Source organism: Rhodobacteraceae bacterium S2214, assembly GCA_025141675.1.
GTDB lineage: Bacteria > Pseudomonadota > Alphaproteobacteria > Rhodobacterales > Rhodobacteraceae > Yoonia.
Window position 1 is genome coordinate 1,867,553 of record CP081161.1, and the last position, 14,705, is coordinate 1,882,257.

Sequence of the window (14,705 nt, forward strand, 5' to 3'; positions counted from 1 at the left end):
TTACAGATTGGGCGGGGGGGTCTCGTAACGTGCCCGCTGTTATGTTAAGCGGCGTTAGTCCGCTGTGCCTTGGCCTTTTCAGTCTTGGGTTCCACACTGGTTTCAACTGCCTCAACTGGCTTACCCAACGTACGAATACTCTGCACATTCTCGGTCGATGCGAGTTCATCCGTAAGATTCGCTTTCTTGGGATCGCGAAAACGCCAAGCGCGGTGACAATCGCTCATGCGCGCGAAACTGTCCAACTCGTCGCCCAGCACGTCGTCGAAATACCGCAGCAGTGCGACGCGGATCGGCAAACCGCTGACCTGCATATCTGAAAGGATTGTTGTTCTTTCGGGACCTGCTTTTGCGAATGTGTAGGACATGATGATCTCTTCACCCTCGATATGGCTGTCGCGTTCCAGCAGGTACGACGCATTAAAGTGCGGGTTCAGCGTGAGATATGTCAGTGTGGCATATTCGATCTGGTTCCGGTCCCCTTCGAAGGTCAGATACAGCGTGTTGTCGTCGTCTGAATCAGCGCGCGCTGACATCATTGTACCCGTCCAATGCGCAGCTGCATGGCCTTGTCCGGGAACCACTTTTGCCCATGTCGTGCGGCGGTCGAAAGGGGCGTGAAAACGTTTTTGACTGCGCAGGCCTATCCGTACAGGCAGGCGGTCCAGAAACGACGTGTAAAAGATCGCATAGGTCAAAACGGTTGCCGCGATGAACATCGGGACCATCAAAACCGGAGGCATCATCGCTGCGGCATAAAACCCGACAGCGCCACATTCGACGCTTTGACGGAGATCTTTGGCAGCGACGATGACGATGACCGCAACCACCATCACACAAAGTGCCATAACGCCGATCATCACAACACCGGGCCATAACCAAAGCGAGGCAAGCTGGGTAAACAGCACGGCAAAGGCAATACGGCGGCGCTGACGCATAAGGTTATGAAGCATAAATTTAGGAAGCCTATGAAAAGGGTTGGACCGACTAACCTACAAAATGGGAACAACTTTTTCGGCGTAAGACGCTGAAACGTTTGGTTCTGGGCGCAAAAGTGACAATTTTAAGAAACAATCCATAATACCCGCGTAGTACGCAAAGAAATGCACGCCCTAACCCCATGATTGCGGGGTGTGCCTCGCTTATTTGGACGCGCTAGGATTTGTTTGCGCGATGGCTTGCTCCTTCCTGCGCAAAGGGTCAAAATACAACGGAATGAGAAAGCAGCACTGGTTGAATACGGGGCCCTAAGACCCCAGATGTAGGAACCAGACAGGAAACAGGGCGTGCAGCCGCGATGCGGGGCCGATCTGTTTGCCGCAAAGTAAGGAAAAAGAAATGCAAGAACCGTTGAGTTCATCATACCCCGTATTGCCGTTGCGCGACATTGTTGTGTTCCCACACATGATCGTGCCGCTGTTCGTGGGCCGTGAAAAGTCAGTCCGCGCGCTTGAAGAAGTGATGCAGGACGACAAGCAAATTCTGCTATCTAGCCAGATCGATCCCGGTGAGGACGATCCAGCGCAGGACGGCATCTATAAGGCCGGTGTTCTGGCCAATGTATTGCAATTGTTGAAGCTGCCCGATGGCACCGTGAAGGTGCTTGTCGAAGGACGCGGCCGTGTGCGGATTACTGGGTTCTTGGATAACCCCGATTTCTTCGAAGCGTCAGCCGAATATCTGACCGAAATGCCGGGCAACGAAGACGAGACAGAGGCGTTGATCCGTTCTGTCGCGACTGAATTCGAACGCTATGCGAAGGTTAAGAAGAACATTCCCGAAGAAGCCATGGCTGCTGTTGGTGAAACAACCGAACCTGCGAAATTAGCAGACCTCGTGGCAGGCCATCTTGGCATCGAAGTTGCTCAAAAGCAGGAGCTTTTGGAAACGCTGTCCGTGTCTGAACGGCTGGAAAAAGTTTACGGCCTGATGCAGGGTGAAATGTCCGTGTTGTCGGTCGAGAAAAAGATCAAGACACGCGTCAAGTCCCAGATGGAACGGACGCAGCGCGAATACTATTTGAATGAGCAGATGAAGGCCATTCAGAAGGAACTTGGCGACGGTGAAGAAGGCCAGAACGAGGTCGAAGAACTTGAGACCAAGATCGCTGAAACCAAGCTGTCCAAAGAAGCCCGTGAAAAGGTCGACGCAGAGCTGAAAAAACTCAAGAACATGTCGCCGATGTCCGCGGAAGCCACAGTTGTGCGCAACTACATGGATTGGATTTTGGGTGTGCCGTGGGGCGTGAAGTCCCGCACGAAAAAGGATCTGGGTGGTGCGCAGAAGGTGCTCGACGCTGACCACTTTGGCCTTGAAAAGGTTAAGGAGCGGATCGTCGAATATCTGGCCGTACAGCAGCGTTCGAAGAAGCTGAAAGGCCCGATCATGTGCCTTGTCGGCCCTCCGGGTGTTGGTAAGACGTCGCTCGGTAAATCTGTAGCGAAGGCGACAGGTCGCGAATTTATCCGCATTTCCCTTGGTGGTGTGCGTGATGAATCTGAAATCCGTGGCCACCGTCGGACCTACATTGGGTCGATGCCGGGTAAGATCATTCAGGCGCTAAAGAAGGCGAAAACTACGAACCCGCTGATCTTGCTCGATGAAATCGACAAGATGGGTCAGGATTTCCGTGGTGACCCCGCGTCCGCGATGCTCGAGGTGCTCGATCCGGAACAGAACAGCACATTCGTCGATCACTACCTTGAGGTGGAATATGATCTGTCGAACGTAATGTTCCTGACAACTGCGAACTCGTACAACATGCCGGGTCCTTTGCTGGACCGGATGGAGATTATTTCGCTGTCGGGCTACACCGAAGACGAAAAGCGCGAGATTTCTCGTCAGCATTTGCTGCCGAAGGTTTTGAAAAACCACGGGTTGAAGGACAAGGAATTCGCAATCGATGACGCGGCCTTGACCGAAATGATCCGGCGTTACACCCGCGAAGCAGGTGTGCGGAACCTTGAACGTGAACTCGCGAAGATCGCACGGAAAGCGGTGACCAAGATCGTCAAGAAGGAAGTCGAGGCCGTAGAGGTCAACGCCGAAAATCTGGACGATTATCTTGGCGTGCCGAAGCACCGTTATGGTCTGGCCGAAACCGAAGATCAGGTTGGTGTCGTGACCGGTCTGGCTTGGACGTCTGTCGGCGGTGAACTGCTGTCGATTGAGGCGCTGAACCTGCCGGGCAAAGGTCGCATGAAAACAACGGGTAAGCTCGGTGATGTGATGAAAGAATCCATCGATGCCGCGTCATCCTACGTGCGGTCCATCAGCCCTGAAATCGGTGTGAAGCCGCCAAAGTTCGACAAGATCGACATCCACGTGCACGTCCCCGACGGGGCGACACCAAAGGATGGTCCATCTGCGGGCTTGGCCATGGTCACGTCTATCGTGTCCGTTCTGACTGATATTCCGGTGCGCCGCGATATTGCGATGACAGGCGAGGTATCGTTGCGTGGCAACGCGATGCCGATTGGTGGTTTGAAAGAAAAACTGCTGGCAGCGCTGCGCGGCGGGATCAAAACGGTTCTGATCCCCGAAGATAACGCAAAAGATTTACCGGACATTCCGGACAACGTGAAAGAGGGCCTCGAGATCATCGTCGTCAAACACGTATCTGAAGTGTTGGAACACGCGTTGGTCCGTAAACCAGAAGCGATTGAATGGGATGCAGAGGCTGAAGAAGCCGCCGCTGCGGCCAAAGCTCTCGCCGCTGGTGGTGCGGGTGCGGGTGCGATCGCCCATTAAGCGCTGTCAAAGCCACAAATTTGAAAAAGGGCGCAGCATTGGTTGCGCCCTTTTGCTTTTCCCCGTTGCGGCACTGATCCGACGGGGTAGGGTAGGGTAAAGAGAAAAAGAGGGCCCGATGGCTGATAATGACACCCCCGACACGAACACCGTCAAATTGAAACCCGGCAAACCCACCGCAAAAGCAAAGCTTGCTCCGGTCAGCACAGGGCCCAAGCCCGTCGTCGTGTCTGTGCCGCAGGCGGTGCCTGTATCGACACCGAAATCCGCGCCAGCCAGCGCGCCCAAAGCTGTCGTCAGTGATGATGGTCCAGTTAAAAAGGGACCGATTTTGGATGCTGTCGTCGAAAAAAGCGGCATCAAACGGTCCGATGCGAAACTGGTTGTCGAAGCCCTGTTTGAAGTCATGGCCGACAAGCTGATCAACGCCGAAGACATGCAACTGCCGCCTTTGGGCAAGTTGAAAATCGTAAAGACGAAGGACGTTGGCAAGGGCGCTAAGGCGATCACACTGAAATTGCGCACGCCAAATACCTCAGAGTGAACTTTGTGGGTTGCGCCCGCGCGAATCCGGCTTTAAATCCACCGCTATCGGGTGATTAGCTCAGTTGGTAGAGCGCTTCCTTTACACGGAAGATGTCGGGAGTTCGAGCCTCTCATCACCCACCAGATTTTCCAAAGGCGTACCAAGTTGGTGCGCCTTTTCTGTATCAACTGCGAGGCGCACCATGTCCCATCCAGAGCTTTATATCCTGCGACATGGTGAAACCGAATGGAACGCCGAAAACCGTATGCAGGGTGAATTGAATTCCCCATTGACGCAAAAGGGCGAAATGGACGCCGCACGACAGGGTGAAATTTTGCAGACCCTTGATCTGACCGGATTTGCATTTCTATGCAGTCCGCAAGGCCGTGCATTCCAAACCGCAGGGATTGCCCTTGGCAGAATCGCGACTGATGTACGCACGGATGATCGCCTGCGCGAGATTGGTGTCGGTGATTGGTCGGGTTTGCTGCGGGACGAGTTGCCGATGCCTGAAGGAAAAGATCCGTTCATGGCGCAGTATGAAATCGCACCAAATGGTGAAGGATTCGAACGGCTTGAAACCCGTTGCCGCGCATTTCTTGCTGATCTGCAGGGCCCAAGCGTCCTGATTACGCACGGAATCACCAGCCGGATGATGCGGTCTATCGTGGCGGGCGAAGGTGCCGTTTCCGTGCCGACGATTCATGGCGGGCAGGGCTGTGTCTATCATTTGAAAGACGGCGTGCAAAAACTGCTTGAGTAACCCGAACCGATAGCCTAAACGACGCCACACGGGTGATTAGCTCAGTTGGTAGAGCGCTTCCTTTACACGGAAGATGTCGGGAGTTCGAGCCTCTCATCACCCACCACTTCACATCCCGCTAACCCTATGCAATCGTCGCGTATGAGACGTGTAAAATGGCTTTCTGCTGTCCTTGTTTGTCTGGGCGCGGCCCTTTGGTTGGCCAACACGAATGCATTTGTCAGCTTGCCTGCGGATCAGCAGCTAAAGCTGATTGCCCACAGAGGCATTCATCAGATCTACGCAGGCAATGATCGTAACGCCGATACCTGTACCGCCAATCCTGTCATGCCAATGACGCATCCCTTCATTGCCAATACGATTGCGTCGATTGATGCATCGTTTGACGCGGGTGCAGACGTGGTAGAGGTTGACGTGCACTTGACCACCGACGGCCAATTTGCGGTTTTTCATGACTGGACACTGGACTGTCAAACCAACGGCACTGGTGTGACGCATAAGCAGGACATGGCGTACCTGCGCGGTCTCGATCTAGGCTATGGATATACAAGCGACGGTGAAACCTATCCCTTGCGCGGGACTGCAGTGGGGCGGATGCCGACACTGACAGAGGTTTTTGAAACGGTCCCCGACGGTCGGTTTCTCGTTAATTTCAAAAGCAACCGACGCGAAGACGGTGACGTGTTGGTTGATCGGTTTTACCAGACTCAAGCACCGATTTGGGGCGTATACGGTGGCGGTCCGCCGACTAGTAGTGCGATGAACAGGTCCGTTTGGACAGGGTTCAGCCGACAAAGCCTTAAGGCCTGCCTGTTCAAATACGCGTTGACCGGTTGGACGGGCAGGGCGCCTGCGGTTTGCGCCAATATGGCGGTCGCTGTGCCGATGGATTACGCGCCGTATCTCTGGGGCTGGCCGCATAAGTTCACTCGCCGCATGCATGCTGTTGGGACAGAGGTGATCTTGTGGGGACCCTACGACGGGTCAGGTTTCTCCAGTGGGGTCGATAACTTGGAAACTCTCGCGCGGGTGCCTGCGCAGTTTGACGGGTATATCTGGACCAACCGGGTCGAAGTGATCGGTCCAGCGCTGCGTTAATCTTTTTCTTATTGGGATTCGGACATCGCGGCCATGACGGCTGCTGTGAACCCCGTCTCGCTCATCGCGGCGAGCTGTGCGTCGGGTAGGCCGCATTCTTCGTTGATTGCCAAGGATTCGTCTTCCGTCATGCCCTGTGGGATCAGGGCCATAGGGTCTACCGAGTCTGCAAATTCGGTCATGGTCATCCCTTGAGAATCGGCGATGACAGTCTCGATGTCGTCCAGCATGGTTGAAAACGTATCTGGCCCCGCGACATCCGCGAATTTGTCTTGCACGCACGCAGCGGAAGTTTTTAGCGCGGGGGTCCATTCCAGCAAGGCAAGCGCGTCGCGCACAGGTGTGCCATCGCCTCCGCCTTGTTCGATCTCAAGGGCCATCATTTCACCCATCAAAACATTCATGTCGACCATAACTGACGCAAAACGGTCGAGTTGGTCGTCAGCTGTCGCAGCCATCGGCAAAAGGCACAGGGCAGATGTGATCAGTAAATTGCGCATAATCGTCCTAATATGTTGATGTTTTCCAATCCGAATGACTCTGCACAAGTTTTGCGGGATGGCTACAATTAATCAGGCCTAGTTTGCTTTGATAGCCTATGGGGGTCGTACGGCGCGGACCCGTTAACATCGGGCATCCAAAAGAAAATGCATTTTCTTTGCACTTCTTGCCTGTGCGTTCTTGACGCCCCCAAACACCCGGCATAGAAGCCCCACAACGTCGCAAGATGTTGAGAGATGCGCGGTTGTAGCTCAGCTGGTTAGAGTACCGGCCTGTCACGCCGGGGGTCGCGGGTTCGAGCCCCGTCAACCGCGCCATCCTCTCTCTTTTTCCAGAAATATGACAAGATTTCACATCAGCATGAGAACGCTGTCACGTAGCAGACGTGCGCGATTTGCGTCCTTATGTTCGATTCCAACAGATCAATTAAGGAATCGCAGATGTCACTGTCCCGCCGCCAATTCATGACCCTGTCCGTCTCACTGCCGATGGTGAGCATGGTCGCAACTCAAGCCATCGCGCGGACGCCAGCCATATATGCTGAAGATGGCATCGCAATCGATGGCACAGACCCCGTTGCGTATTTTACCGACGGTGAACCCGTTGCTGGATCTCCTGATCATCAAGTGATGTGGCAGGGGGCCACGTGGCAGTTTTCATCCGCCGCAAACCGTGCCGCGTTTGAGGCTGATCCATACGCCTATGCCCCACAATACGGCGGCTACTGCGCCTACGCCGTATCGCAGGGCTACACAGCGTCCACGACGCCCGCTGCTTGGTCAATTGTAGACGGGAAGCTGTACCTGAATTATTCGCGCCGAATCCGTCGTAAATGGGAACGTGATCCGGCTGGATACATCGCTGCGGGGGATGCAAATTGGCCCGAAGTCCTTTCGGCTTAGGTCATCGTTCAGCCTTCGAACAAAAAAGTGCAAAAACCGCGCGATTTGGCGTTGACGGGTGTGACACTTCCTTCTATCCCACCCCTCACGCGCGGTTGTAGCTCAGCTGGTTAGAGTACCGGCCTGTCACGCCGGGGGTCGCGGGTTCGAGCCCCGTCAACCGCGCCACTTTCCACCATATGTTTGATCGACTTCGTTCAGTGCAATTGAATGAAGTGTTAGTCAGATCATAGATACACGTCGATCATCTGCTGTGATGTGTCATAACCCGCTTCTTCCAAGGCAGGTTGTAGCAAAGACCACACCGTTTCGGCATCATCCGTCTCTGCAAACGCTTCAACCGCATCAGCGATCAACGCGACGATCCCTGTGTCAACAGACCCTTTGGATTGTGATCCACCTTGGCCGCCCTCAGGCGGTGGGGGAGGCGGTGGACGGTCGCCGCCCTTGATGCCAGCTTGGTTGGCAAGGTCTTTTGCATCAATCCCGTTGTCGCTCAGCAGTGATTCCAGTCCGGACCCCGGCCTGATCCCAATTTCTTTGATCTGCGTGACGATCTTTTTGGCATCAGATTCGGTCAATTTGGATGAATCGTAGTCGGCCAAAAACGTTGTCAGCTTTTCGGCCTGCTGGCTGGTGATGGAGGTGGGTTGTGTCGATTGGGCCGCGTATCCAGCAGCCATGTTGGCTTGTAGCATGACGTTGCTCCCTTCGTACCTGTGCACAAGTGTGGCGCATGCAGGGAAGTATCGGGAGCAACGTTAATAAATCTTCAAGATTCGGATGTTAATCTTGAATTGTCAGTACATTAGGCTGCCATGGCCTTTATTGACCATCTAGCCGCGCGATTGCCGCAGACAGGATCGTGTCGTCACCGGCTTGGGCCGCAGACACGTCTACGGGTACGTCGACATCCGGTGGCACGCCAACCCGTTCAAAACCGGCACCATCCATCGCGAGATAGATTTGGTGGGAAAAGCCCAGTTCCCAACCGTTGGGCAGTTCGATGCTCATGATATCTGACAACCCGCCAGAGGTCGGTTCACCCATCACCGTGACATTCGGCAGTTCGCGCATCGCCATCGTGAAAATCTCTGCGGCAGAGCCTGTGTAGGGTGTTGTTAGCACTACGACGGGTTGATCGAACGTCGGTTGCTGCGGTTCCAAGATGGCCGTGTGCAGCGCAGTAAATCCTGTTTCGGTTCGCGTTGTTTTGGTCAAAACCGGCAGTGGTTCGTCGGTGAAGAACCCCGCGTAGGCCAGTGAAATGTCATCCGACCCACCTGGGTTATACCGAACGTCAAGAATGATGCCTTTGGCGTCCGCGAGGTAGTCGAGCACCTGCTGGAATGATGCCGCAGCAACCGTCGCCGCGGATTGGCCAAGTCCCGTTTCGGGGTCCATGTGCTCGATGTAAACATAGCCGATTTCTGGCGTGGCCCAGCCAACACGCAAACCCGTATCGCTTGGTGCGGACAGATCGCTCACGGCGGCCAGCGTGGTATCCCGCACCACATGCCGGACGTCGTGCCAGTCTGGGCGGACGGATGGCGACCAGATGCTGTCGCCGGTCGCGATGAACGTATGGCCGTCGTCCAAACCTGTCAGGGCCTCTTGCAAGACCGCCATGAGCGCGGCGTCGTCCATCTGGCTGCCCGGTTCCGGCCGCAAGGCACGGCGGGCGCCCCAATCGACTCCGTGGGTGTCGAAATGGGAATAATGCGTGTTCATCGCCTCCCACATCACGTCAAAAACCGCAGTTGGCGTGTTGGGCAGGGGAGCATCGCAGCTGTCGGGCAGGGCCGCAACGGGATCGGCAGTAATCGGGTTAAGCGTACCTTCAGCGGCCAGCACCAGCTGTGCGTCTTCGCGATACAAAGTGACCCCTTCAAGGAAATCGACGATCCACATGTGTGCAGGGATTGTCTGGTCTTTCGTGCAGTGGATATCGCTGACCTCGTAGACGTCGATGGTCAGCGCACCAACATCCAACATCAACCCGTAGCCGTCTGTTTTCCATACACCGCGCAGGTCTTGGGATGGGGCATGTTTGACCCAACTGATACCAAGTACGGCGACCGCCAAAATGGCGATCCCCGCGATCCATCCTAAGATGCGTTTCATTCTTTAGTCCTTTGAAAGTGAATGCAGAATACGCGCCCAGCTACGGATACCTTTGTGAAAGCTGGACAGGTCATACTTTTCATTAGGACTATGGATGGCGTCGTCGTCTTTGCCGAAGCCAATCAGCATCGCATCCATATCCAACACAGTCTTGAAATGTCCGGCGATCGGGATCGACCCGCCGCACCCAACGTAGGCTGCTGCATTTGGCCATTCGTCAGACAAAGCATTTGCAGCTTTTGCAAACGCAGGGTTTTCGGTGGACATTTGGCCTGCTGCTGACGCGCCGTGTCCGTGGAATTCCACCTCGCAATCGACGGGAATCATATCGCGGACCATTTTGCGAAAATTCTCGCGGATCTTGTGCGGGTCTTGGGTGCCTACAAGACGGAAGCTGATCTTCGCGCTCGCTTTGGATGGCAGCACAGTTTTAAAACCATCACCGGTGTAGCCTGAAATCATCCCGTTCACTTCGCAAGTGGGGCGCGACCAAATCATTTCCAAAGGACGACGGCCTTTTTCGCCAGCGGGTTCTGACAGTCCGACTTCGCCCAGAAATTCCTTTTCGTCGAATTTCAGATCATCCCAGCTTGCCGCCAATTCGTTCGACAGCTCAGGCACGCCGTCGTAGAAGTCAGGTACCGTGACTGCGCCGTTTTCGTCGTGCAGTGCTGCGATGACCTTTGCCAAAACGCGGGCAGGGTTCATAGCCAATCCACCGTACATGCCGGAATGCAGATCAAGGCTGGGGCCCGTGATCGTGATCTCTTCGCCCAGCAGTCCGCGCAGCTGCGTGATGATGGCGGGCGTACTGTCGCCGTAAAGGCCCGTGTCGCAGATCAGTGCGACATCGGCGGTCAGTTCTTCCGCGTTGTCTTTCATGAAAGGCACCAGCGACGGGGACCCTGATTCTTCTTCTCCCTCAAAGAAGATCGAGATTTTGCCGGGCAGCGTGCCATGGACCTTTTTCCAAGCGCGACACGCTTCGACAAAAGTCATCAGCTGGCCTTTGTCGTCGGATGAACCGCGACCACGAATGACCTTACCCTTGGCGGTATCTTCGACTTGTGGATCAAATGGGTCGTTGTCCCATAGGTCAATCGGATCAACGGGTTGCACGTCGTAGTGGCCGTAAAACAGGACGTGTGTCCCATCGTCGCCGGTGTGACCCATCACCATCGGATGGCCGGGTGTCGCACGTTTGGATGCGTCAAAACCGATGCTGGCCAGATCATCGACTAGCCAGTCGGCAGCGGCATCACATTGGTCTTTGTACGCCGGATCGGTCGAGATCGACTGGATGCGCAGCAAGTCCAACAGACGGGCAGTGGCCGCATCAAGGTCGGCATCAATCTGGGCAAGGACGGGATCAAGGGTCATGAGTGAACGCTTTCTGTGTCTGGCTGAGTTTGCCTGCATAGGACGTCAAAATCTCAGGTCATGCAAACAGATCGAGTTAACCTATCGCTTATAAACCGATGCTAAATGTATCACGCCATCCTCGCAGTTTTGTGACAACGTGTTGGCTATGCACAAACGGGCGGCATGGCTAGTGTGCGACAGAACGACGCTCAGAGGTGGGCGATGAATACCTAAAGGGAGAGAATTTGATGAAATCGGGAATGATTATTGCGACGGCGGCTGTTGTTGCACTTTTTGGCGGCGCACACAGTGCTGCGGCTGACAGCCATGCGGACGCGTGTACCTTTGATAAGGACGTTTTCGATTTTGACGAAGCAGACGTCGCAGCACTGTATGCCTGCGTGTCCGATGACCTGGAAGCAGGCTATGGCGCCGAAGATCATGAAGTTGGCGGTGTTTACCGCACATGGGGCAACGCGGCGACTGGACCTGCACTGCCGGGCGTCCACGGCGAACGTTTCCTGAACACATTCGTGAACGAAGTGGGCTTTGATACCTACGTGACCTACGGCTACGGCGAAGACTTCGTAATGCCGGTCGGGACTGTCATTGCCAAGGAATCCTACAAGCTGCGCAACGACGGCACACCACGTCTGGGGCCGCTTTTGATCATGACAAAAGTCGAGCCTGGCTCAGAAGCTGAAGAATTCGGCAACTGGATCTATTCAGGCGTTCAGCCAAACGGCAAAACAATGGGCGTCAAGCAATCCTTCTGCCACGATTGCCACGCGGCCTACGCGGATCAGGATTCATTGGGCTATCCGCTGGAAGACGTCCGGCTTGGCGCTGAATAATCCACGGCGGATTTCACGATAAGCAATACAATACCCCGATCTCGCGCTTGCTGGGTCGGGGTATTTATTTCAAAGCCTGCCAAGGAATTGATCTAGATCATGTCTTTGGATTCGGCCCTGTGTGATCTTGATCAAATAGGGGGCGTCAAATTGTAGCGCGTCAAAGCATGTTGATGCGCGGTCTTGTGCCCTATATGAGACCTAGAAAGGTTCTAGACTGATGCGCTATCAGTGACTTGGACCGCTGTTAAGACGAAGGAATACCCGGTGGATTATAACGCACAACTTGATGCAGCGATCACCCGTCTTCACGACGAAGGACGCTACCGGACGTTTATCAACATCGAACGCACACGCGGTCAGTTCCCCCACGCGGTTTGGAACAAAGAAGACGGGACCACAGCGCCCGTCACCGTTTGGTGCGGCAATGACTATCTCGGCATGGGCCAGCATCCGGTTGTGATGGCTGCGATGCATGAAGCTATCGAGGCCACAGGCGCCGGCTCTGGCGGGACACGTAACATTTCAGGAACAACTGTTTATCACAAGCAGCTTGAGGCCGAACTGGCTGATCTACACGCCAAAGAAGAAGCGCTGCTTTTCACATCGGCCTACATCGCAAATGATGCGACATTGTCCACGCTGCCAAAGCTGTTCCCCGGATTGATCATCTATTCCGACGCGTTAAACCACGCATCCATGATCGAAGGTGTACGCCGCAATGGCGGCGCCAAGCGGATCTTCCGTCACAACGATGTGGCGCACCTGCGCGAATTGCTCGAAGCAGATGACAGTAACGCGCCAAAGCTGATCGCGTTCGAATCGATTTATTCGATGGACGGTGATTTTGGCCCAATCGAAGAGATTTGCGATTTGGCCGATGAATTTGGTGCATTGACTTACATCGACGAAGTGCACGCCGTTGGCATGTACGGGCCACGTGGGGCAGGGGTTGCGGAACGCGACGGCCTAATGGGGCGCATCGACATCATCAACGGCACACTGGCGAAGGCTTATGGCGTTATGGGCGGCTACATTGCCGCATCCGCTCGTATGTGTGATGCGATCCGGTCCTATGCGCCTGGCTTTATCTTCACAACATCACTGCCGCCCGCGATTGCCGCTGGTGCAGCCGCTTCTGTGGCGCATTTGAAGACGGATCAGGATTTGCGTGATCAGCAGCAAACACAAGCTGCGATTCTCAAGTACCGTCTCAAGGGAATGGGGCTGCCGATCATCGATCACGGGTCACATATCGTGCCGCTGATTGTGGGAGATCCGGTTCACACGAAGGTTTTGTCAGATCGTTTGCTGTCTGACCATGGAATCTATGTGCAGCCGATCAACTTTCCAACCGTACCGCGCGGAACCGAACGTTTGCGGTTCACACCGTCGCCTGTACACGGTCCTGGCGAAATGGATGCGCTTGTTTCCGGATTGGATACACTGTGGAGCCACTGTGCGCTGAATCGTGCCGAAATGGCGGGCTAAGCCGCAAATTTGACTCTTTCCGCATGTGCAAACATCTTCATGTTGTGGTAGGACAGTGCTGCTACTGCTAGGATTCGGGACAGGTTTCGGCAGTACATGGGGACACAAGCGGGCTACGGTATACTATGATCGTCAAGGGATTCAGACGCAATCGCGTTCAGCAAGAAGCTGAATCGACGGGATTTGATGCATTTGATTTGCGTCTAGGGGACCTGATGCGTGGCGAACGTGCGACCATGGGCAAAAGCCTGTTGGACGTGCAACGTGAACTTAAAATTAAAGCGGCTTACATCGCAGCGATCGAAAATGCAGACCCGACTGCATTTGATACGCCGGGTTTTATTGCGGGCTATGTGCGGTCTTACGCACGTTACCTGAACATGGATCCTGATTGGGCGTTTGATACGTTTTGTGGCGAAAGCGGTTTTGCAACGGCACACGGCATGTCTGCGGAAGCATCGGCCGCCAAGCCATCAACACTTCAGAAAACACCAGCCAAAGGCAACGATATTTTCTCGTCATCCGCGACACCTTTTGTGCCGGAAGGCGATGCAATGTTCAGCCGGATCGAACCGGGCGCAATTGGTTCCGTTCTTGTGCTTGTCGCGCTGATTGGTGGCATCGGTTACGGCGGCTGGACCGTCTTGCAAGAAGTCCAGCGCGTACAGTTCGCACCCGTTGAACAGACGCCGACGGTGGTGTCCGACATTGATCCGCTGGCAGGCGGCGCGAATATCGCCCCGGAAGTCGAAGATGTTGCATCCTTCCAAGCCCCGTCTGTCGAAGCACTGGATCGCCTTTACCGTCCTGCCGCTCTTGATGTGCCGGTACTGGTGTCGCGCGACGGACCTATAGCATCATTAAACCCGGGTTCATTCGGCGCGTTGGCGCCTGAAACCACTTTGGAACAAGCCGTTGCCGAAGCTGCCGCATTCCAAGAACCGTCCAGTGTGCAGGTTCTTGAAACGCCTGCGCCTGCGGTGCAGATGGTCGCCGTACGCCCTGCGTGGGTGCGCGTGAAGGCGGCTGACGGCACAACGATCTACGAAGCCACGATGCAGGCTGGTGACACCTTCACGGTACCACAAACCGAAAACCCGGCGACTTTGCGGGTTGGTGCATCTGGTGCGATCTATTTCGCGATCAACGGCACTCACTACGGGCCTGCTGGTCCACGTGGTCAGGTGACGTCGAACCTTGCAATGTCGGTTGATAATCTGACGGCTAGCTACTCAGTCGCGGATATCACAGCTGACAGCGATTTGGCAGAAGTCGTCCGCGTCGCCGAAGTGGCCCCTGCGGCACAATAACCTGCGGCTTACCCGTTGCCGTAA

The 14,705-nt window shown here is 54.9% G+C and carries 13 protein-coding genes and 4 tRNA genes; 12 read left to right on the forward strand and 5 right to left on the reverse strand.

Features of this window, described 5'->3' with window-relative positions:
• Positions 1-44 precede the first annotated feature (44 nt).
• Complete coding sequence (locus K3729_09365; GenBank protein ID UWQ97703.1) at positions 45-953, reverse strand: hypothetical protein; 909 nt, start codon at positions 951-953, stop codon at positions 45-47.
• A gap of 385 nt (positions 954-1,338) precedes the next feature.
• Between K3729_09365 and lon the strand changes: the two genes are divergently transcribed.
• From lon to K3729_09395, 6 genes are all read left to right on the forward strand, one after another.
• A complete protein-coding gene (gene lon / locus K3729_09370) occupies positions 1,339-3,750 on the forward strand; it encodes an endopeptidase La (GenBank protein ID UWQ97704.1) in 2,412 nt (803 codons plus the stop codon).
• A 118-nt stretch (positions 3,751-3,868) separates the two neighbouring features.
• Positions 3,869-4,294, forward strand: a complete 426-nt coding sequence (locus tag K3729_09375; protein UWQ97705.1) for an HU family DNA-binding protein — start codon at positions 3,869-3,871, stop codon at positions 4,292-4,294.
• A gap of 49 nt (positions 4,295-4,343) precedes the next feature.
• A tRNA-Val gene (locus tag K3729_09380) sits at positions 4,344-4,419 on the forward strand.
• 59 nt (positions 4,420-4,478) lie between these two features.
• A complete protein-coding gene (locus K3729_09385; GenBank protein ID UWQ97706.1) occupies positions 4,479-5,039 on the forward strand; it encodes a histidine phosphatase family protein in 561 nt (186 codons plus the stop codon).
• A gap of 30 nt (positions 5,040-5,069) precedes the next feature.
• Positions 5,070-5,145, forward strand: a tRNA-Val gene (locus K3729_09390).
• Between the two features lie 35 nt (positions 5,146-5,180).
• Positions 5,181-6,137, forward strand: coding sequence for a hypothetical protein (locus tag K3729_09395; protein ID UWQ97707.1), 957 nt, complete (start codon positions 5,181-5,183; stop codon positions 6,135-6,137).
• An 8-nt stretch (positions 6,138-6,145) separates the two neighbouring features.
• On the opposite strand, the gene K3729_09400 is transcribed toward K3729_09395, so the two are convergent.
• On the reverse strand, positions 6,146-6,637 hold the full coding sequence (locus tag K3729_09400) for a hypothetical protein (GenBank protein UWQ97708.1): 492 nt from the start codon (positions 6,635-6,637) through the stop codon (positions 6,146-6,148).
• Between the two features lie 241 nt (positions 6,638-6,878).
• Here K3729_09400 and K3729_09405 point away from each other — a divergent pair.
• The 3 genes from K3729_09405 (at position 6,879) to K3729_09415 (ending at position 7,708) form a co-directional block, all read left to right on the forward strand.
• Positions 6,879-6,955, forward strand: a tRNA-Asp gene (locus K3729_09405).
• A 123-nt stretch (positions 6,956-7,078) separates the two neighbouring features.
• The gene (locus tag K3729_09410; protein ID UWQ97709.1) at positions 7,079-7,540 is read left to right on the forward strand and encodes a YHS domain protein; all 462 of its coding nucleotides are present in this window, start codon (positions 7,079-7,081) and stop codon (positions 7,538-7,540) included.
• A gap of 91 nt (positions 7,541-7,631) precedes the next feature.
• Positions 7,632-7,708 (forward strand) — tRNA-Asp (locus K3729_09415).
• Positions 7,709-7,767: 59 nt separating this feature from the next.
• Here the strand turns inward: K3729_09415 and K3729_09420 are convergent.
• The 3 genes from K3729_09420 to K3729_09430 all read right to left on the reverse strand — a co-directional run bounded on the left by K3729_09420 (position 7,768) and on the right by K3729_09430 (position 11,044).
• Positions 7,768-8,238 carry a hypothetical protein gene (locus K3729_09420; GenBank protein ID UWQ97710.1) on the reverse strand — a complete coding sequence of 157 codons (471 nt, stop codon included), beginning with the start codon at positions 8,236-8,238 and terminating at the stop codon, positions 7,768-7,770.
• Positions 8,239-8,365: 127 nt separating this feature from the next.
• Positions 8,366-9,664, reverse strand: a complete 1,299-nt coding sequence (locus K3729_09425) for a S41 family peptidase (protein ID UWQ97711.1) — start codon at positions 9,662-9,664, stop codon at positions 8,366-8,368.
• Between the two features lie 3 nt (positions 9,665-9,667).
• On the reverse strand, positions 9,668-11,044 hold the full coding sequence (locus K3729_09430; protein UWQ97712.1) for a M20/M25/M40 family metallo-hydrolase: 1,377 nt from the start codon (positions 11,042-11,044) through the stop codon (positions 9,668-9,670).
• 230 nt (positions 11,045-11,274) lie between these two features.
• Between K3729_09430 and K3729_09435 the strand changes: the two genes are divergently transcribed.
• The 3 genes from K3729_09435 to K3729_09445 all read left to right on the forward strand — a co-directional run bounded on the left by K3729_09435 (position 11,275) and on the right by K3729_09445 (position 14,681).
• Entirely contained in the window at positions 11,275-11,880 is a 606-nt protein-coding gene (locus K3729_09435) for a recombinase (protein UWQ97713.1), read from the forward strand.
• A gap of 267 nt (positions 11,881-12,147) precedes the next feature.
• On the forward strand, positions 12,148-13,371 hold the full coding sequence (gene hemA / locus K3729_09440; protein UWQ97714.1) for a 5-aminolevulinate synthase: 1,224 nt from the start codon (positions 12,148-12,150) through the stop codon (positions 13,369-13,371).
• A 125-nt stretch (positions 13,372-13,496) separates the two neighbouring features.
• Positions 13,497-14,681 (forward strand): DUF4115 domain-containing protein, encoded by a 1,185-nt coding sequence (locus K3729_09445; protein UWQ97715.1) that lies wholly within the window; start codon positions 13,497-13,499, stop codon positions 14,679-14,681.
• Positions 14,682-14,705 lie beyond the last annotated feature (24 nt).